The organism is Microbacterium sp. 69-7 (assembly GCF_001897985.1).
Classification (GTDB): Bacteria; Actinomycetota; Actinomycetes; order Actinomycetales; family Microbacteriaceae; genus Microbacterium; species Microbacterium laevaniformans.
On record NZ_MKRU01000057.1, the window covers coordinates 62998 to 81241 of the forward strand.

At 67.7% G+C, this 18244-nt stretch carries 16 protein-coding genes; 13 read left to right on the forward strand and 3 right to left on the reverse strand.

Going from position 1 to position 18244, the window contains the following annotated elements:
- Window positions 1-2: 2 nt before the first annotated feature.
- From BGN98_RS05250 to BGN98_RS05260, 3 genes are read left to right on the forward strand one after another with little or no spacing between them, the layout of a single operon-like run.
- A complete protein-coding gene (locus BGN98_RS05250; protein ID WP_036288025.1) occupies window positions 3-632 on the forward strand; it encodes a signal peptidase II in 630 nt (209 codons plus the stop codon).
- Window positions 632-1549, forward strand: a complete 918-nt coding sequence (locus BGN98_RS05255) for an RluA family pseudouridine synthase (RefSeq protein WP_016465353.1) — start codon at window positions 632-634, stop codon at window positions 1547-1549. The genes BGN98_RS05250 and BGN98_RS05255 overlap by 1 nt, the downstream gene beginning before the upstream one ends.
- A gap of 49 nt (window positions 1550-1598) precedes the next feature.
- Entirely contained in the window at window positions 1599-3296 is a 1698-nt protein-coding gene (locus tag BGN98_RS05260; RefSeq protein WP_288120025.1) for a long-chain-fatty-acid--CoA ligase, read from the forward strand.
- 4 nt (window positions 3297-3300) lie between these two features.
- On the opposite strand, the gene BGN98_RS05265 is transcribed toward BGN98_RS05260, so the two are convergent.
- Window positions 3301-3774: an NUDIX hydrolase gene (locus BGN98_RS05265; RefSeq protein ID WP_016465351.1), complete on the reverse strand. Its 474-nt coding sequence runs from the start codon at window positions 3772-3774 to the stop codon at window positions 3301-3303.
- Between the two features lie 153 nt (window positions 3775-3927).
- On the opposite strand from BGN98_RS05265, the gene dnaE reads away from it, so the two are divergent.
- The 5 genes from dnaE to BGN98_RS05290 are packed head-to-tail and all read left to right on the forward strand — an operon-like array spanning window position 3928 to window position 11431.
- A complete protein-coding gene (gene dnaE / locus BGN98_RS05270; protein ID WP_502687815.1) occupies window positions 3928-7398 on the forward strand; it encodes a DNA polymerase III subunit alpha in 3471 nt (1156 codons plus the stop codon).
- Window positions 7399-7455: 57 nt separating this feature from the next.
- Window positions 7456-8550 carry a hypothetical protein gene (locus tag BGN98_RS05275; protein ID WP_502687813.1) on the forward strand — a complete coding sequence of 365 codons (1095 nt, stop codon included), beginning with the start codon at window positions 7456-7458 and terminating at the stop codon, window positions 8548-8550.
- A 9-nt stretch (window positions 8551-8559) separates the two neighbouring features.
- On the forward strand, window positions 8560-9876 hold the full coding sequence (gene hisD, locus BGN98_RS05280) for a histidinol dehydrogenase (protein WP_288120031.1): 1317 nt from the start codon (window positions 8560-8562) through the stop codon (window positions 9874-9876).
- Window positions 9877-9879: 3 nt separating this feature from the next.
- Window positions 9880-10344, forward strand: a complete 465-nt coding sequence (gene nrdR, locus BGN98_RS05285) for a transcriptional regulator NrdR (RefSeq protein ID WP_036288013.1) — start codon at window positions 9880-9882, stop codon at window positions 10342-10344.
- Between the two features lie 52 nt (window positions 10345-10396).
- A complete protein-coding gene (locus BGN98_RS05290) occupies window positions 10397-11431 on the forward strand; it encodes a quinone-dependent dihydroorotate dehydrogenase (protein ID WP_288120034.1) in 1035 nt (344 codons plus the stop codon).
- Here BGN98_RS05290 and BGN98_RS05295 read toward each other — a convergent pair.
- Both BGN98_RS05295 and BGN98_RS05300 read right to left on the reverse strand, forming a co-directional pair.
- Window positions 11394-12470: a hypothetical protein gene (locus BGN98_RS05295; RefSeq protein ID WP_288120035.1), complete on the reverse strand. Its 1077-nt coding sequence runs from the start codon at window positions 12468-12470 to the stop codon at window positions 11394-11396. The genes BGN98_RS05290 and BGN98_RS05295 overlap by 38 nt on opposite strands.
- Before the next feature lie 13 nt (window positions 12471-12483).
- Window positions 12484-13044, reverse strand: a complete 561-nt coding sequence (locus BGN98_RS05300; protein ID WP_288120036.1) for a DUF3043 domain-containing protein — start codon at window positions 13042-13044, stop codon at window positions 12484-12486.
- 77 nt (window positions 13045-13121) lie between these two features.
- Here BGN98_RS05300 and BGN98_RS05305 point away from each other — a divergent pair, with 77 nt between their 5' ends.
- The 5 genes from BGN98_RS05305 to BGN98_RS05325 all read left to right on the forward strand — a co-directional run bounded on the left by BGN98_RS05305 (window position 13122) and on the right by BGN98_RS05325 (window position 18241).
- Window positions 13122-14510: a dipeptidase gene (locus BGN98_RS05305; protein WP_288120037.1), complete on the forward strand. Its 1389-nt coding sequence runs from the start codon at window positions 13122-13124 to the stop codon at window positions 14508-14510.
- 123 nt (window positions 14511-14633) lie between these two features.
- Window positions 14634-15005 carry an iron-sulfur cluster insertion protein ErpA gene (erpA, locus tag BGN98_RS05310; RefSeq protein WP_036287992.1) on the forward strand — a complete coding sequence of 124 codons (372 nt, stop codon included), beginning with the start codon at window positions 14634-14636 and terminating at the stop codon, window positions 15003-15005.
- A gap of 132 nt (window positions 15006-15137) precedes the next feature.
- Window positions 15138-16043 (forward strand): aa3-type cytochrome oxidase subunit II, encoded by a 906-nt coding sequence (ctaC, locus tag BGN98_RS05315; protein WP_121190186.1) that lies wholly within the window; start codon window positions 15138-15140, stop codon window positions 16041-16043.
- Window positions 16043-17806, forward strand: coding sequence for an aa3-type cytochrome oxidase subunit I (gene ctaD, locus BGN98_RS05320; RefSeq protein WP_005049190.1), 1764 nt, complete (start codon window positions 16043-16045; stop codon window positions 17804-17806). The genes ctaC and ctaD overlap by 1 nt, the downstream gene beginning before the upstream one ends.
- Window positions 17807-18241, forward strand: coding sequence for a cytochrome c oxidase subunit 4 (locus tag BGN98_RS05325; RefSeq protein ID WP_005049192.1), 435 nt, complete (start codon window positions 17807-17809; stop codon window positions 18239-18241).
- The last annotated feature ends 3 nt before the right edge of the window (window positions 18242-18244 follow it).

Consider the following 18244-nt stretch of genomic DNA (forward strand, 5'->3'; position numbering starts at 1 on the left):
CGGTGACGGACCACGCCACAGAGCGCAGTGCTCCGCGTCGGAGCCTGAACAGGGCAGCGGCCGGTGCCATCGTCGCGATTCTCGCGGCGCTGGTGCTGGCCGCTGACCAGTTCGCCAAGTATCTGGCCCTCACCACTCTTCCGTTCCAGCAGCCCGTGCCGGTCTGGGGCGACGCACTCCAGTTCTATCTGACACGCAACCCCGGCGCCGCCTTCTCCCTCCTCGAAGGTCAGACGTGGATCTTCACGATCGTCATGACGGTCGCCGCCGTCGTCATCGTCTCCCTGACGGTGACGCGGGTGCGTTCGCGTGTGTGGGCGATCGTGCTGGGTCTGCTGCTCGGCGGAATCCTGGGCAACCTCAGCGACCGCCTTTTCCGTGACCCCGGCTTCCTCGTCGGGCACGTCGTCGATTTCATCAACACGCCGTGGATGTGGCTGGGCATGAATCCCGCCATCTACAACGTCGCCGACATGTTCATCGTGACGATGATGATCGGCGTCGCGCTGTTGGTACTGATCGGCGTTCGCCTCGACGGCACTCGCGAGCGCCGCGCAGCCGACCAGTCCGCCGCGACGGAGCCCACCGCCACAGGTGCGGACGACACGACGACCGCTCCGCGCGAGGCCTGATGCCGTCTCGCGTCCTGCCCGTGCCCGACGGCCTCGACGGCTCCCGTGTGGATGCCGCGCTGGCCAAGATGCTGGGGTTCTCCCGCTCCTTCGCCGCTGAGGTCGCCGAGGCTGGCGGGGTGCGGATGGACGGCCGCGCGCTGGGCAAATCCGACCGCCTGCGCGCAGCGGGCTGGCTCGAGGTGGAGTGGGAGGAGCGGCGCGAACCGGAGATCGTCCCGGTGGCCGTCCCGGACCTCGGCATCGTCTACGACGACGATGAGATCGTGGTCGTCGACAAACCCTCCGGCGTCGCTGCGCATCCCTCCCTCGGTTGGGAAGGCCCGACGGTCCTCGGTGCGCTGGCGGCTGCCGGCTTCCGCATCGCCACCACGGGTGCCGCCGAGCGTCAGGGCGTCGTACACCGCCTCGATGTCGGTACGAGCGGCCTCATGGTCGTCGCCAAATCGGAGCGCGCGTACACCGCGCTCAAGCGCGCGTTCAAAGAGCGCGAGGTCGAGAAGATCTACCATGCCGTCGTGCAGGGGCACCCCGATCCGCTCTCCGGAACGATCGATGCGCCCATCGGTCGCCACCCGTCGCATTCGTGGAAGTTCGCCGTCACTCCCGACGGCAAGGACTCGATCACCCACTACGAGACGCTCGAGGCGTTCCCCTCGGCATCCCTCCTGGAGATCCATCTGGAGACGGGACGCACCCACCAGATCCGCGTGCACATGGCGGCCCATCGCCATCCGTGCGTGGGAGACCCGCTCTACGGCGCCGACCCGACGTTGTCGGCGCGCCTCGGGCTCACCCGGCAGTGGCTGCACGCGCACGAGCTCTCCTTCGCGCACCCGGCCACGACCGAATGGGTCACGTTCAGGAGCGATTATCCGGCCGATCTCGCGCACGCGCTGGACGTCCTCCGGGGCTGAGCTTCGACTCATGCCGGCGGACGTACGTAAGGGTGCCTAGCCTGGAGGGATGTCGCTGTCCGACCGTCCTTGGCTCTCCTCCTACGCGCCGGGGGTGCCCGCCGAGATCGAACCGGTCGCGCAGACCCTCGTCGACATGCTCGATGACTCCGTCCGCCGCTACCCGCGTCGGCCCGCATTGGAGTTCTTCGGAGCGGTCACCACGTATCGCGAACTCGGAGACCAGGTCGCCAGGGCAGCCGAGGGCTTGAGACGCCTGGGCGTCGCGCCCGGCGATCGCGTCGCGCTGATCCTCCCGAACTGCCCGCAGCATGTCGTCGCGTTCTACGCCGTGCTGCGGCTCGGCGCGATCGTCGTGGAACACAACCCGCGATACACCGCGCCGGAGCTGCGCCATCAGTTCGAAGTGCATCACGCGCAGGTTGCGATCGTGTGGGATGCCGTGGCCGACACGATCGCCGAGTTCCCCTCCGACATCCGCCCAAGCCAGGTCGTCGCGGTGCGGATGACCGACGCGATGCCGATCCGCACGCGGGCTGCCCTGCGTCTTCCCGTCGCGAAGGCGCGTGCCTCGAGGGCAGCGCTGACCACGACTCCCCGCGCGAAGGACGTGCTCACCTGGACACGGGTGGCGTCGCATCGCCCGGTGCGCCGGCGCACGCCGCGTCCGCAGCTCGACGACCTCGCCGCTCTGCAGCTGACGAGCGGCACCACGGGGGTCCCGAAAGCCGCCATGCTCACCCACCGCAACCTGCGCTCGAACGCGGCCCAGTCGGCCGCCTGGGTGCCGGATCTGGTGCCGGGGCGTGAGGTCTTCTACGCCGTGCTCCCGCTCTTCCACGCGTACGGTCTGACGTTGTGCTTGACCACGGCGCTCTCGCTCGGAGCGCGCATCGTGCTGTTTCCGACGTTCGACGTCACCCTCACCCTCGACGCGATGCGTCGCACGCCACCGACCTTCCTCGCCGCGGTACCGCCCATCTACGACGCCCTGGCGCGGGCTGCCGTGCGCGCCGGCATCGACCTCTCGAGCCTGCGCAACGCGATCTCCGGTGCCATGGCCCTGCCGCCGTCGACCGTGCTGCGGTGGGAGGAGGCGACCCACGGCATCATCGTGGAGGGCTACGGCATGACCGAGTCGTCGCCGATCAGCGTCGGCAATCCGATGGGGCCGCTGCGCCGGCCGGGCACGGTCGGCGTGCCGTTCCCGAGCACCGAGATCCGCGTCGTGGACCCCGCGGATCCGACGCGTGACGTCGCCGACGGCGCCGAGGGCGAGCTTCTCGTGCGCGGACCCCAGGTCTTCCAGGGGTACTGGAACCGACCGGAAGATACGGCCAGCACGCTGCTGGCGGGCGGATGGCTGCGCACCGGCGACATCGTGACGGTGGATGCCGAGGGCTTCGTGACCGTCGTGGACCGCCTCAAGGAGCTGATCATCAGCGGCGGGTTCAACATCAGTCCGAGTGAGGTCGAGAACGCGCTGCTGCTGCATCCCGACGTCGCGGACGCGGCTGTCGTCGGCATCCCGCGCTCGGACGGGTCGGAGACGGTGACGGCGGCTGTGGTGATGCGCGAAGAGACGGTGTTCGACGCCGAAGAGCTGCGCTCGTTCGCACGCGCCCACCTGGCGGCGTACAAGGTTCCACGCTCAGTCGTCCAGGTGCCGGTGCTGCCGCGTTCTCTGGTCGGCAAGGTCATCCGCCGTCAGGTGCGCGCAGACATCCTCGCCGCCCGAGGGCGTTGACGCGTCAGCGCCCGCCGGAGAACGAAGCCGGATCGTCCTCGGCGATCGCCAACGCGATCTTGCGGACGTCGGCCGGATCCACCTCGGTCAGCTCGCCGAGTCCGTACCAGCCCACCTCGGTCAGTTCCCCGTCGGCGGGGAACGGCTCGCCCGACACCCAGTCGCAGCGGAAGACGAGGTCGAGGTAGTCGACCTGGTCCCCGTTGGCGTAGGTCGTGCGGGGCAGCTGGTGGACGAGAGCGAGACGCACGGCGCGCACGCCGATACCCGCCTCTTCCCGGCACTCGCGCACGGCCGCGTCGGCGGGCTCCTCGCCGGGATCGACGATGCCCGACACGCACTGCCATGCCCCGTTGTCCGCCCGCTTCCCGAGGAGCACCTTCTCGTCCTTGAACACCACGGCTGTCACGCCGACCAGCGGCAGCGGCGCCGTGCCGATCTTCTCGCGCAGTGACAGGACGAACTCGGGAGTGGCCATGGCCTCAGCCTAAGCGCCTCACCTTCAAGTTGAGGGTGAGGTGAGCTCGGCACAGGCGCCGGGCCGTCCGCCCGAGGATGTCCGAGGCCTTCGTAGACTCGATGTGTGGCAACCGACTCCTTCGTTCATCTGCACGTGCACAGCGAGTACTCGATGCTCGACGGAGCGGCCAAGATCGGGGCCATGACGCAGGCCGCGGCCGAGTATGGGATGCCGGCGATCGCCGTCACCGACCACGGCAACACATTCGCGGCGTTCGAGTTCTACAACGCGGCCAAGGCGGCCGGTGTGAAGCCCATCATCGGGCTGGAAGCGTACGTGACGCCGGGCACGCACCGCAGCGACAAGTCGAGAGTGGCGTGGGGCTCGCCCGATCAGAAGAGCGATGACGTCTCGGGATCGGGCGCGTACACCCATATGACGATGTGGAGCCAGAGCACGGAGGGGATGCACAACCTCTTCCGGCTGAGCTCGCTGTCGAGCATGGAGGGGTACTACTTCAAGCCGCGCATGGATCGGGAGCTGCTGCAGACGTACGGCAAGGGACTCATCGCGACGACCGGCTGCCCGTCGGGAGAGGTGCAGACACGTCTGCGCTTGGGGCAGTACGACGCCGCTCGTGCGGCCGCTGCGGAGTTCCAGGACATCTTCGGCAAGGAGAACTACTTCGCCGAGATCATGGACCACGGCCTGTCGATCGAGCGGCGCGTGATGACCGACCTCATCCGCCTCGCGAAGGACCTCGACATCCCGCTCGTCGCGACCAATGACTCGCACTACACGCACCAGCACGAGGCCGACGCTCACGAGGCCCTCCTGTGCGTGCAGTCCGGATCCACGCTCGACGATCCCAACCGATTCAAGTTCGACGGCGACGGCTACTACATCAAGACTGCCGCCGAGATGCGCCAGCTCTTCCGCGATCACCCCGAGGCCTGCGACAACACGCTGCTCATCGCGGAGCGATGCGAGGTGGAGTTCAACACCTCGGCGAACTACATGCCTCGGTTCCCGGTTCCGCAGGGGGAGACCGAGGACAGCTGGCTGATCAAAGAGGTCGAGGCGGGCCTGCACTACCGATATCCGGACGGCATCCCCGACAAGGTTCGCAAGCAGGCCGAGTACGAGACCGGCATCATCTTGCAGATGGGCTTCCCGGGGTACTTCCTCGTCGTCGCCGACTTCATCAACTGGGCGAAGGACAACGGCATCCGTGTCGGGCCCGGTCGCGGATCGGGAGCGGGCTCCATGGTGGCGTACGCCATGCGCATCACCGACCTCGACCCGCTCGAGCACGGGCTGATCTTCGAGCGCTTCCTCAACCCCGACCGTGTGTCCATGCCCGACTTCGACGTCGACTTCGACGATCGTCGCCGCGGCGAGGTGATCGACTATGTCACCGCCAAGTACGGCTCCGAACGCGTCGCCCAGATCGTCACCTACGGCACGATCAAATCGAAGCAGGCGCTCAAGGATGCCGGTCGCGTGCTCGGCTTCCCGTTCAGCATGGGGGAGCGGCTGACCAAGGCGATGCCGCCCGCCGTCATGGGCAAGGACATGCCGCTGTCCGGCATGTTCGACACCGCTCATCCGCGCTTCAAGGAGGCGAGCGAGTTCCGCTCGCTCATCGACACGGATCCCGACGCGAAGACCGTCTTCGACCGCGCGCTGGGCCTGGAAGGCCTGAAGAGGCAGTGGGGCGTGCATGCTGCCGGCGTGATCATGTCCAGCGAGCCGCTGCTGGACATCATCCCGATCATGCGCCGCGAGCAGGACGGCCAGATCGTCACCCAGTTCGACTATCCGTCGTGCGAGGCGCTCGGCCTCATCAAGATGGACTTCCTCGGGCTTCGCAACCTCACGATCATCTCGGACGCGCTCGACAACATCCGGATGAACCGTGGGGAGGAACTCGACCTGGAGCACCTGACGCTCGACGATCGCGCGGCGTACGACCTGCTCACGCGAGGAGACACCCTCGGTGTCTTCCAGCTCGACGGTGGTCCCATGCGTGCCCTGCTGCGGTTGATGAAACCGGACAACTTCGAGGACATCTCCGCCGTCATCGCCCTCTACCGTCCCGGCCCGATGGGCGCGAACTCGCACACCAACTACGCGCTGCGCAAGAACGGTCAGCAGCCGATCACTCCCATCCATCCCGAGCTCGAAGAGCCGCTGCGCGACATCCTCGACACCACCTACGGCCTGATCATCTATCAGGAGCAGGTCATGGCGATCGCGCAGAAGGTCGCCGGGTTCTCCCTCGGACAGGCCGACATCCTGCGTCGCGCGATGGGGAAGAAGAAGAAGTCCGAGCTCGACAAGCAGTACGAGGGCTTCTCCGGAGGCATGAAGGAACGCGGTTATGGCGAAGGTGCCGTTCAGGCGCTCTGGGACATCCTGCTGCCCTTCTCCGACTACGCCTTCAACAAGGCCCACTCCGCCGCCTACGGTCTGGTCTCCTACTGGACGGCGTACCTGAAGGCCCACTATCCCGCCGAGTACATGGCGGCGCTGCTCACGAGCGTCGGAGACTCCAAGGACAAGATGGCCGTGTACCTCAACGAGTGTCGGCGAATGGGTATCCGGGTGCTCCCGCCCGATGTCAGCGAGTCGATCCGCTACTTCGCGGCCGTGGGCGAAGATATCCGCTTCGGGCTGGGCGCCGTCCGCAACGTCGGGGCGAACGTCGTCGACGGCATCGTCGAGGCCCGCGGCGACGAGGGATTCTCCAGCTTCCACCACTTCCTCGACACGGTGCCGATGCACGTCGCCAACAAGCGCACGGTCGAGTCGCTCATCAAGGCCGGCGCGTTCGACTCGATGGGCGACACTCGGCGGGCCCTCCTGGAGGTGCACGAAGACGCGGTCGAGGCGGCGGTGGACCGCAAGCGCAACGAGGCTCAAGGCGCGATCGGCTTCGATTTCGACTCCCTCTACGACGCGGCAGAGGAAGCGGTGCCTCCGAAGGTGCCGCCCCGGCCGGAGTGGACCAAGAAGGACAAGCTCGCCTTCGAGCGGGAGATGCTCGGGTTGTACGTGTCCGATCACCCGCTCGCCGGGCTCGAGATCCCCTTGGCCAAACACGCGTCCACGTCCATCCACGACCTCCTGGCCTCGGATGACGTCAACGACGGCGACATCGTCACGGTGGCCGGCCTCGTCACGAGCGTGCAGCACCGCGTCGCAAAACAGAGCGGCAACCCCTACGGCATGATCACGGTCGAAGACTTCGACGGAGAAGTGACCGTGATGTTCATGGGCAAGACCTATACGGAGTTCCAGTCGATGCTCGTCGCCGACAGCATCCTGGTGGTGCGCGGTCGTGTCTCCCGGCGCGATGACGGGCTGAACCTGCACGGGCAGTCGGCGTTCTCGCCCGACCTCGGTTCGGTCGATGCCACCGGCTCCTTGGTGCTCCTCATGCCCGAGCATCGCGCCACGGAGTCGACGGTCACGCAGTTGGCGCAGGTGTTCTCCCGTCACCCCGGTGACACAGAGGTCACCCTCAAGCTGCATAAGAGCGGTGTCGCGAAGGTGTTCGAAGTGCCGGCCCAGGTGCGTGTCACCGTCGACCTCTACGGCGAGTTGAAAGGCCTGCTCGGTCCGCAGTGTCTGGGCTGAGCTTGTGATCGGCCAGGTAGGATCCCAGTCGAGTTCTGTTCCGGAAGGATGCGTGACGTGACCGACGAGAAGCCCACCCCCGACAGCGCCGATGAGAGCACCGGCGAGGAGCACGACGTCGCCGTTGCCGCAGAGTCATCGAGCGGTCAAGAGCATGCCGCCGACGAGACTCCGGTTTCGGATGCCGCCGCCGGCACTGCCGACGCTGATGAGCACGCCGCGACCTCCGCGCCGGACGTCTCGACCGTCACCTTCGCCGAGGCATTCGAGGCGATGACCGACGGACCGGACGGTGTCGATGAGTCCGCTCCCGCGCAGTACGGGGTGGGCCCGTTCTCGATTCGCGAAGTCGCGCTCGGCGCGGTCTGGCTCGTCGCATTCGTCGTCTCGTTCTTCCCGATCTACAGCTACGGCAACCGCGGTTGGGGGACGTCGGTCTGGACGGGCATCGACTGGCTGCTCACGATCGGCGTGCCGACGGTCGCCGTGTTCCTGATCGGCCTGCGTCGACTCTCGCCGCAGGGCATCCGCCGCGTCGGCTCGCTCGGAATCGATCAGTTCGCCTCGGTCGCCTTCTCGGTCTCGTCGATCATCTGGCTCGGCATCCTCTGGAGCTCGTTCGTCTCGGTGGGCGGAGGAAGCGTCTTCCTCGCGACCTGGGTCGTCTGGGCGGAGTTCATCCTCATGCTGGCCGGCGTCGTGCTCACCGTCTTCGCGCCGCTTCTGCCGACCATCGGCGAGGACTTCCAGCATCGCTCGCAGGTGCCCGCCCACCGGTATGCGAGCCCCGCTCGCCCTGTCGTAGCCCGTCCTGCGACGCAGCGGGCGCCGTACTCGGGCCCCGTCGCGACGCCGCTGACCGACGCCCACGCTGACGGGGCCCAGAGCGATGGCGCCGCACCCGTCGCGGAGCCGACGTCGGAGACCACCGTCTTGGACGAGACGGTGCTCGCCCCCAGCCCGTCGCAGGCCTTCTGGGCCCTCGTTCCCGTCGAGCGCGACGTCGTCGATGAACACGGCACACCGCTGTTCCGCATCGGACCGACGGCATGGGCGTTGGTCATCGAGGATCGCGGTGATCGCTTCGTCGTCCGTCACGAGGACGGCCGCATCGGCTACCTCACGGACGTCTCCGGCGTCACACGCGGGTAGCCTGGAACGATGCTCCACACCATTGATGTCCGCGGTCGCGAGTTGACGACCGCGCAGTGGATTGCTGCTGTGCCCCGTGCTCAAGCCGCCCGCGCCGAAGCCCTCCAGGCGGCCTTCGAGATCGTCGACGACGTGCGCCTGCGCGGAGAAGCGGCGTTGCGGGAGCAGGCGGCGCGCTTCGATCGCGTCGAGGATCACGCCATTCGCGTTCCCGCCGCGCACCTCGACGACGCGCTCGAGCGTCTCGACCCGGGGGTACGGCGAGCGATCGAGGAGATGATCCGCCGCGTGCGGCTGGCCTCTGCCGCCCAGGTTCCCGCTGCGGCGATGACCGAGATCGTCCCCGGCGGCCGCGTCGAACAGCGCTGGCAGCCCGTTCGCCGCGCGGGTGTCTACGTGCCCGGCGGCAAGGCGGTGTATCCGTCGAGCGTCGTCATGAACGTCGTTCCCGCTCAGGTCGCCGGCGTCGGCGAGGTCGCGCTCGCGTCGCCGCCCCAAGCCGATGCCGGCGGAAGGGTGCATCCCGACATCCTCGCCGCCGCGCGACTTCTCGGCGTGACGGAGGTCTACGCCATGGGCGGGGCCGGCGCGGTCGGCGCCTACGCGTACGGCGTGGACAGCATCGGCCTGGAGCCCGTCGACGTCGTCACCGGCCCTGGCAACAACTTCGTCGCAGCGGCCAAGCGCGCTGTCGGCGGGCTCGTCGGAACGGATTCCGAAGCCGGCGCGACGGAGATCCTGATCGTCGCCGATGAGCACGCCGATGCTGCACTGGTCGCCGTCGATCTCATCAGTCAGGCCGAGCACGATGAGCAGGCATCGGCGGTGCTTGTCACCTGGTCGCAGGAGTTGGCGGATCGTGTGCGTGCTGAGGTCGTGGAGCGGGTCTCACGCACCCGCAACGCGGCCCGCGCGACCGAAGCGCTCAACGGTCCGCAGTCGGCGGTCGTCCTGGTCGATGATCTCGCGGCAGCCACGGCCTTCAGCAACGCGTACGCACCGGAGCATCTCGAACTGCACCTGCGCGACCCTCGTCCGGAGGACTTCGTCAATGCCGGTGCGGTGTTCGTCGGTGCGTACTCGCCCGTGAGCCTCGGGGACTACCTGGCCGGTAGCAACCACGTGCTCCCGACGGGCGGGCAGCCCCGGTACGCGGCGGGCCTGTCGGCGGCGACGTTTCTGCGTCCGCAGCAGGTCATCGTGTACGACCGCGAAGCGCTGCGGGCGGCCCACGACGACATCGTCGCGCTGGCGGTCGCCGAGGCGCTGCCGGCGCACGGCGAAGCGGTCACTGCGCGGTTCGCGGACCTTTCGGCGGGGGAGTGACGCGTGCATTGCCCGTTCTGCCGTCACGCCGATTCGCGCGTGATCGATTCCCGTACCAGCGATGACGGTCTCAGCATCCGCCGTCGCCGCCAATGCCCGCAGTGCGGAGGCCGGTTCACGACCGTCGAGACCGCCAGTCTCAACGTCATCAAGCGCTCCGGCGTCATCGAGCCGTTCAGTCGCGAGAAGGTGATGTCCGGCGTTCGCAAAGCCTGCCAGGGGCGCCCGGTGACCGAAGGCGATCTGGCGATGCTCGCTCAAGCGGTGGAGGAGGCGGTGCGCCAGACCGGCGCGTCGCAGATCGACACGAACGAGATCGGTCTGACCATCCTCGGCCCGCTGCGCGACCTCGACGAGGTGGCCTATCTGCGCTTCGCCAGCGTGTACCAGGCTTTCGACTCGCTGGAGGACTTCGAGGCCTCGATCGCGCAGCTGCGCGCCGACCACGCGGCGGAGGCGACGGAGTAGTCACGGCCGTCGCGCGCGGGACGACCCTGGGCGCGCCCTAGGCTGAGATCCGATGTACGCCTTCATCTTCCGCACCGTCTTCGCGCACATGGACCCCGAGCGGGCCCACCACCTCGTCATCCCCGTCATCCGTGCATTCGGCATCTGGCCGCTGCGTCCGATCGTGCGGGCGCTGACGGCGCCGGACCCGTCCCTGCGCACGCGCGCCCTCGGGATTGACTTCGACTCGCCGTTCGGTGTCGCCGCAGGCTTCGACAAGAACGCCGTGATGAGTGAGGGCCTGTTCGCGCTCGGCTTCGGTCATGTCGAAGTGGGCACCGTGACGGCGGTGCCGCAGGAGGGAAACCCGCGTCCACGCCTCTTCCGCCTCATCGCCGACAGAGGCCTGATCAACCGCATGGGCTTCAACAACGCGGGCGCCTCGGCGGCTGCCCGCAGGCTCAGCCGATCGCGCCGTCGAGCCCGCCGCGCCGTGCTCGGTGCGAACATCGGCAAGAGTCGCATCGTCGATGTCGAGCACGCCACGGCCGACTACGTCACCAGCACGAAGCTGGTCGCTCCGGCTGCGGACTACCTCGTCGTCAACGTCTCCTCGCCCAACACCCCCGGTCTGCGTGGGCTGCAGGCCGTGGAGACGTTGCGCCCCCTCCTAGAGGCGGTTCGGGATGCCGCAGGCGCCACCCCCCTGCTCGTGAAGATCGCCCCCGACCTCCCGGACGACGAGGTCGAGGCGGTGGCGCGTCTGGCGGTCGACCTCGGCCTGGCCGGGCTCGTCGCGACCAATACGACGATTTCACGCGAAGGCCTCACGGCGGACGCCTCCGCTGTTGTGGCGATGGGTGCGGGCGGCCTCTCCGGGGCCCCGCTGCGCGGTCGTGCGCTGGAGGTCTTGAAGATCGTGCGCGCGGTCGTGCCTGAGGGGTTCTGCATCATCTCCGCCGGAGGCGTGGAAGACGCCGACGACGTGCAGCAGCGGCTGGATGCCGGGGCCACCCTCGTACAGGGATACACCGGCTTCATCTACCGCGGGCCCCTCTGGGCGCGTCAGATCAACCGAGGGCTGGTGGCGGCGCGCCGGACCCGCTGACCGTGTTCGTCGGCGCGCTCCGCGTGTAGCGCAGAGTGCCGCGCCGCTCGTGGGGGCGCAGTCCAGACTCCTCGAGTACCCGGCGCATCCGGTGCATGAGCGGCGGCAGCTGTGAAGCTCTACCGTTTCGCTGGCGCACCATGCCCACGAGGAATGTCTCGCTGCGGGTCGCGGTGTGCACCTCGAAGCGCGCAGTATCGCCTTGCGAGCGCCAGATCACGCTCTGGATCATCGGGTACGGAACGGTCCAGCGGTCCTCGGCATCCACGACGAGCGCCCCGGTGTGCCACCGAAGCGTCACGGGCAGGCGCCGACTGTTGACGACTCCCCAGATCGCCGCGTACACCGGCATCCCGACGAAGAGGCCCAAAGCGACGACGATCATGAGCGGGGGCAGGCGGAGGAGCCAGCGTTCGGTGACGATCACGACCACCGCGCTGAGCGCGCCGACGACGACCACCGCTCCGACGGCGAGAGCCGTCAGCGCCGCTGTCGTGAAGCGCGCGGCGTTCACCGTGACTTCGGGACGACGATCCGCCCCGCTCCACGTGGGCTCCGCCAGGGCCGCCGCGCGTCGCTCGGCGGCGCGGTCGAACCGTCCGGAGATTCGACCGAGGAGGGTGATCAGCACCCATCCACCGGCCGGTGGGATGCCGAGCGCGACGACGGAAAGTGAGCGAGGCCACGGTTCCGGCAGCGATCCGAGGGTCCGGATGAGAGGAGTGGTCGATGCCAGCAGCGCGATGCCCCCGAGGGCGAGTGCGACGTGCCCTCCCCACTGCCACCGCTCTGGCCAGGCGTTCAGCGCATTGACGAGGGCGAAACCGACTGCCCAGCCGCCGATGATGACGCAGAGGTAGGCCGAGAATCCGCCGTCGCTTGTCGGAGTGACGAGCAGTGCGCCCGCGGCGCAGAGCACGACGCCCATGAGTGCGGGCACGACGACGAACCAGACTCGCCACTGGTGCGCGGCGCGAGGAGTGGACTGCTCCGTCGGCCTCCGACTCGTCGTCGCGCCCTCGGTAGGGGAGTCCGGCATCGTCGAGGACGTCTCAGACGGGTCGGCCGCCGCGCTTGACCTGCGGTTTGGGCAGGCGCATGAAGCGCATCTGAATGGTGCGCATGGCGCCGTACCAGCCGAGGCCCTTCTCGGTGCGGTCGGCGAACTTCTCGCGCGCGAGCTTCTTGACCCGCACGCTCGTGATGATCATGTCGACGACGACCACGAGGATGTACAGCCAGAGCGCGGCGAACCCGTAGTAGACGATGGCTTTGTTCGGAACGAGGCTGAGCAGGATCACGATCAGCATGAGCGGCATGAGCAGCTCGCCCGGGTGCCATCCGCCGTCGACGAGGTCGCGGACGAATCGGCGCTGCGGGCCGCGGTCGCGAACGGGCAGGTACTTCTCCTCGCCGTTCGCCATGCCGATGCGGGCACGCTCGCGCTGCGAGGCCAGCTCGGCCTTCGCGCGGGCCCGCGCCTCCTTCGTGTCGGCGACGAGAGGACGCTTGCGGGCGGCCTCCTGCTCGGCTCGCGACGGCGTCGGACGGTGCTTGCCGGGTCCGGTCGGGACGGTGGCGTCGGCGTCGGGAGCGGCGGGGTTCTTGGCCACGGTGTGGATCCTCGTTGTCATCACGGGTGGTGCGCACGCGCGGGAACGCGCGGCAGCTGCGCTCTAAGATTACCCGCATGAGCTCGGACCTGTCCCGTCGTACCGCCGTCCGCGATGCCGCCGAGGCGGCCGTCCCCGCCGCCCTCGCCGATCTGGGGCGACTCGTGCGCATTCCGTCGGTGGCGTTCCCCGGCTTCGACCGGGCCGAGGTGTCGCGCAGCGCCGAGACGGTTGCCGGGCTGCTCGAGCAGCTCGGCATCTTCGAGCGCGTCGAGGTGAAGACCGCGATCGTTCCCGAGACGGGAGCGGAGGGGATGCCCGCGGTCCTCGCGACGCGCGCAGCGCGCAACGGGCGTCCGACGATTCTGCTGTACGCGCACCACGACGTTCAGCCCGTCGGTGACGAGTCGCTGTGGGAGACACCGCCTTTCGAGCCGACCGTGCGCGGTAGACGCCTCTACGGACGTGGAGCCGCCGACGACAAGGCCGGCATCATGGCGCATGTCGGCGCCCTCCGCGCGCTCATCGACGCACGCGGTGGCGACATCGACCTCGGTGTGAACCTCTTCATCGAGGGGGAGGAGGAGGCCGGCTCTGCGTCGTTCGCGCAGTTCCTCCGCGACAACGCCGACGCGCTGCGCGCCGACGTCATCGTCGTCGCCGACTCCGGCAACTGGGATGCCGTGACTCCGGCGCTCACCGTGTCGTTGCGCGGCAACGCACGCTTCACGATGACCGTGCGCACGCTGGAGCACGCCTCCCACTCCGGAATGTTCGGCGGCGCCGTGCCCGATGCGATGCTGGCGACCGTGAAGTTGCTCGCCACGCTCTGGGACGACGACGGTGCGGTCTGCGTCGCCGGGCTCACCGAACGGGAGGCGCCGACGCCCGACTACTCCGAGGAGACCCTGCGCGATGAGGCCGGGCTTCCCGACGGGGTGAGCACGATCGGCCGCGGCTCGATCCTCAGCCGCATCTGGAACAAGCCGTCCATCACCGTCACCGGCATCGATGCTCCCAGTGTGAAGAACGCGTCGAACACGCTCTCTCCCGAAGTCTCGGTCGTCATCAGCATGCGCGTGGCTCCCGGCCAGCCTGCCCGCGAGGCCTACGGGGCGCTCGAGGCCCACCTTCGCGCGCACGCCCCGTTCGGCGCAGAGCTCTCCTTCCGCGATGTCGACTGCGGCGACGCTTTCCTGGTCGACACCAGCGGGGCCGCGGTGACGTCGGCGCGCGACGCGCTGCGGGAGGGCTACGGCGTGGAGCCGGTCGACATCGGCGTCGGCGGATCGATCCCGTTCATCGCGGACCTGGTGCGCGAGTTCCCGGGCGCCCAGATCCTGGTGACCGGCGTGGAGGATCCACATGCACGGGCCCACAGCCCGAACGAGTCGCTCCACCTGGACACGTTCCGCCGCGCACTCGTGTCCGAGGCTCTGCTGCTCGAGGAGCTCGATCGCGGGTGACACGGCTCGCCGCCGTGCCGGCGCGCGGGCGTCATCGGCCCGGGGTGCCCGCTGCCGCGTAGAATCGAGAACGACCCGCCGTCTGATAACGGCTTCGATCATCACGAGGTTCCGGAGAGTGCCATGACCGACATCGCCACCAACACCCCCGTCGAGGCCACCACGGCTGCACACGGCGTTCTCCTGACGGACGCCGCGGCCGAGAAGGTGAAGAATCTCCTCCAGCAGGAGGGTCGCGACGACCTGCGTCTGCGCGTCGCGGTGCAGCCGGGCGGATGTTCGGGTCTGATCTACCAGCTCTACTTCGACGAGCGCTTCCTCGACGGCGATCAGGCCGTCGACTTCGACGGCGTCGAGGTCATCGTCGACGATATGTCCGTGCCGTACCTGGATGGCGCGACCATCGACTTCAAGGACACGATCTCCGAGCAGGGCTTCACGATCGACAACCCCAACGCCGCGGGCAGCTGCGCCTGCGGCGACAGCTTCCACTGATACGGGCGTCGCTGGTCAGGCCGGAAAAACCCCTCCGATAGTGGCAGACATCCTGGGCGGATGGCCTGAATCGGGTGGGAGCTTGCCTTAGACTGAACGGTGTTCGACCTTCATGACCCCGAAAGGTGCACCGTGCGCGTCAAACGCCGACTCCGGCTCGCCGTCATCCCGATCGGGATCGCCTCGGCGATCACCCTCGCGGGATGCACTCCCACCGAGCTGAACGGCTTCCTGCCGGGCTTCACCGACGATGGCACGCAAGCCACGAACCACACCGAGATGGTGTCGGGTCTGTGGGTGAACTCCTGGATCGTCCTTCTGGTGGTCGGCATCATCACCTGGTCGCTCATGGGGTGGGCGGCGATCGCCTATCGTCGCCGTCGCGGACAGCGTGGACTGCCGGTGCAGCTGCGGTACAACATGCCCGTCGAGATCTTCTACACGGTCGTTCCGCTGATCCTCGTGCTCGGCTTCTTCGCCTTCACGGCGCGCGACCAGGCGGTGCTCGAGACGCAGTACGACAACCCCGACGTCTGCGTGACGGCGATCGGCAAGCAGTGGGCCTGGGACTTCCAGTACAACGACGACCAGGCCGACTGCCAGGCCGGCGACAACGCCGTGTGGACGATGGGTGTTCAGGCCCAGACCGACGCCCAGGGGAACATCACCAGCGATCTGCCGACCCTGGTCCTGCCGGTCAATGAGAAGGTCAAGATCAAGCTGACCTCCCGCGATGTCATCCACTCCTTCTGGATCGTCGACTTCCTCTACAAGAAGGACATGTACATCGGGAAGGACAACTACTGGTCGTTCATCCCGACACGCGTGGGTGAATACGACGGCAAGTGCGCCGAGCTCTGCGGCCAGTACCACTCGATGATGCTCTTCAAGGTCAAGGTCGTCGAGCCGGCCGAGTACCAGCAGTACCTCGCAGGCCTGCGCGCCGCCGGTCAGACCGGTGACATCAACAAGGCCTACGACCGGCTGCAGAACTTCCCGGGCACGGGAGCCCCCGTCGAATCTGAGGGACAACACTGATGGCGACCACGCTTCCTCTCCAGGGCGAGACTTCCGCGCGCCCCACCACGCTGCCCCCGCGTCAGGCGGCTCTGATGAGCTCCACGCGCGTGGGACAGAAGGGCAACATCATCGTCAAGTGGATCACCTCCACTGACCACAAGACGATCGGGTACATGTACCTCATCGCGTCGGTGATCTTCTTCCTCCTCGGCGGCGTGATGGCGCTGATCATCCGAGCCGAACTGTTCGAGCCGGGAATGCAGATCCTTCCGACGAAGGAGCAGTACAACCAGCTGTTCACGATGCACGGCACGATCATGCTGCTCATGTTCGCGACGCCACTGTTCGCCGGATTCGCCAACGCGATCCTGCCGTTGCAGATCGGCGCGCCGGACGTGGCGTTCCCGCGTCTGAACGCGTTCGCGCTGTGGCTGTTCATCTTCGGATCGGTGATCGCCGTCGCCGGCTTCTTGACTCCTCAGGGTGCGGCCGCGTTCGGATGGTTCGCCTATCAGCCCTTGGCGGGAGCGTCGTTCTCGCCGGGCGCCGGTGGCAATCTTTGGATGCTCGGACTCGGTATGTCCGGCTTCGGCACCATCCTCGGCGCGGTGAACTTCATCACCACGATCATCACGATGCGCGCGCCCGGTATGACGATGTGGCGTCTGCCGATCTTCTCGTGGAACACCCTCGTCACGAGCATCCTCATTCTGATGGCGTTCCCCGTGCTCGCCGCGGCGATCCTCGCGGCGGCAGCCGACCGCGTGCTCGGTGCCCACATCTACGACCCGGCGAACGGCGGCGTGCTGCTGTGGCAGCACCTGTTCTGGTTCTTCGGCCACCCCGAGGTCTACATCATCGCGCTGCCGTTCTTCGGCATCGTCTCGGAGATCTTCCCGGTGTTCAGCCGTAAGCCGATCTTCGGGTACAAGACCCTGGTCTACGCCACGATCGCCATCGCCGCGCTGTCGGTGTCGGTGTGGGCTCACCACATGTACGTCACCGGCTCGGTGCTGCTGCCGTTCTTCTCGCTCATGACCATGCTCATCGCGGTGCCGACGGGCGTGAAGATCTTCAACTGGATCGGAACCCTCTGGCGCGGCTCGGTGACCTTCGAGACGCCGATGGTGTTCTCGCTCGGCTTCCTCGTCTCGTTCGTCTTCGGTGGTCTGACCGGTGTCATCCTCGCCTCCCCGCCGCTGGACTTCCACCTCTCCGACTCGTACTTCGTCGTCGCCCACTTCCACTACGTGGTGTTCGGCACGGTCGTGTTCGCGATGTTCGCCGGGTTCTATTTCTGGTGGCCCAAGTGGACGGGGCGCATGCTGAACGAGCGACTCGGCATGGTCCATTTCTGGATGCTGTTCATCGGTTTCCACATGACCTTCCTCATCCAGCACTGGCTGGGCGTCGACGGCATGGTGCGCCGCTACGCCGACTACTCGGCCGCTGACGGCTGGACCTGGCAGAACCAGGTGTCCACGATCGGAGCGATGATCCTGGGCGCCTCGATGATCCCGTTCTTCCTGAACGTCTGGATCACCTCGCGCAAGGCGCCGCGGGTCACGGTCAACGACCCCTGGGGCTACGGCGGATCGCTCGAGTGGGCCACCAGCTGCCCGCCCCCGCGTCACAACTTCACCTCGATTCCGCGCATTCGCAGTGAGCGCCCTGCCTTCGACCTCAACCACCCCGAAGCAGCGCTCCCGGTCGGTGTCGGTCCGGCGAAGGACGCTCCCGATGCTCCCGTCATGGACACGGCCGAGGGGAAGGTCAAGTAAGTGAAGACCAACGTCAACCTCTGGTGGATCCTGTCCGGGTTCTTCTTCCTCTGCTTCGCCCTGTACACGGGGTGGAACATCATCGAGCACTCCGACCGTCAGTGGTTCCACGCGATCGAGTGGGTCGGCAGCGTCGCGCTGCTGTTCACGGTGTTCATGGCCGCGATGATCGGCTTCTACGTCGACCGCGTGCACCGCGCCCAGGGCGGCGAGCTGCCGGAGGACTCCCTGACGGCCGACATCGATGACGGCGATCCCGAGATGGGCGAGTTCAGCCCGTGGTCGTGGTGGCCGCTGGTGCTCGCGTTCTCCGCGGCTCTCGGCATCCTGGGTCTCGCGGTCGGCACCTTCCTGCTGCCGATCGGCCTCGGCGTGTTCGTCGTCGCCATCGTCGGGTGGGTCTTCGAGTACTACCGCGGGTACTTCGCACGCTGAGCG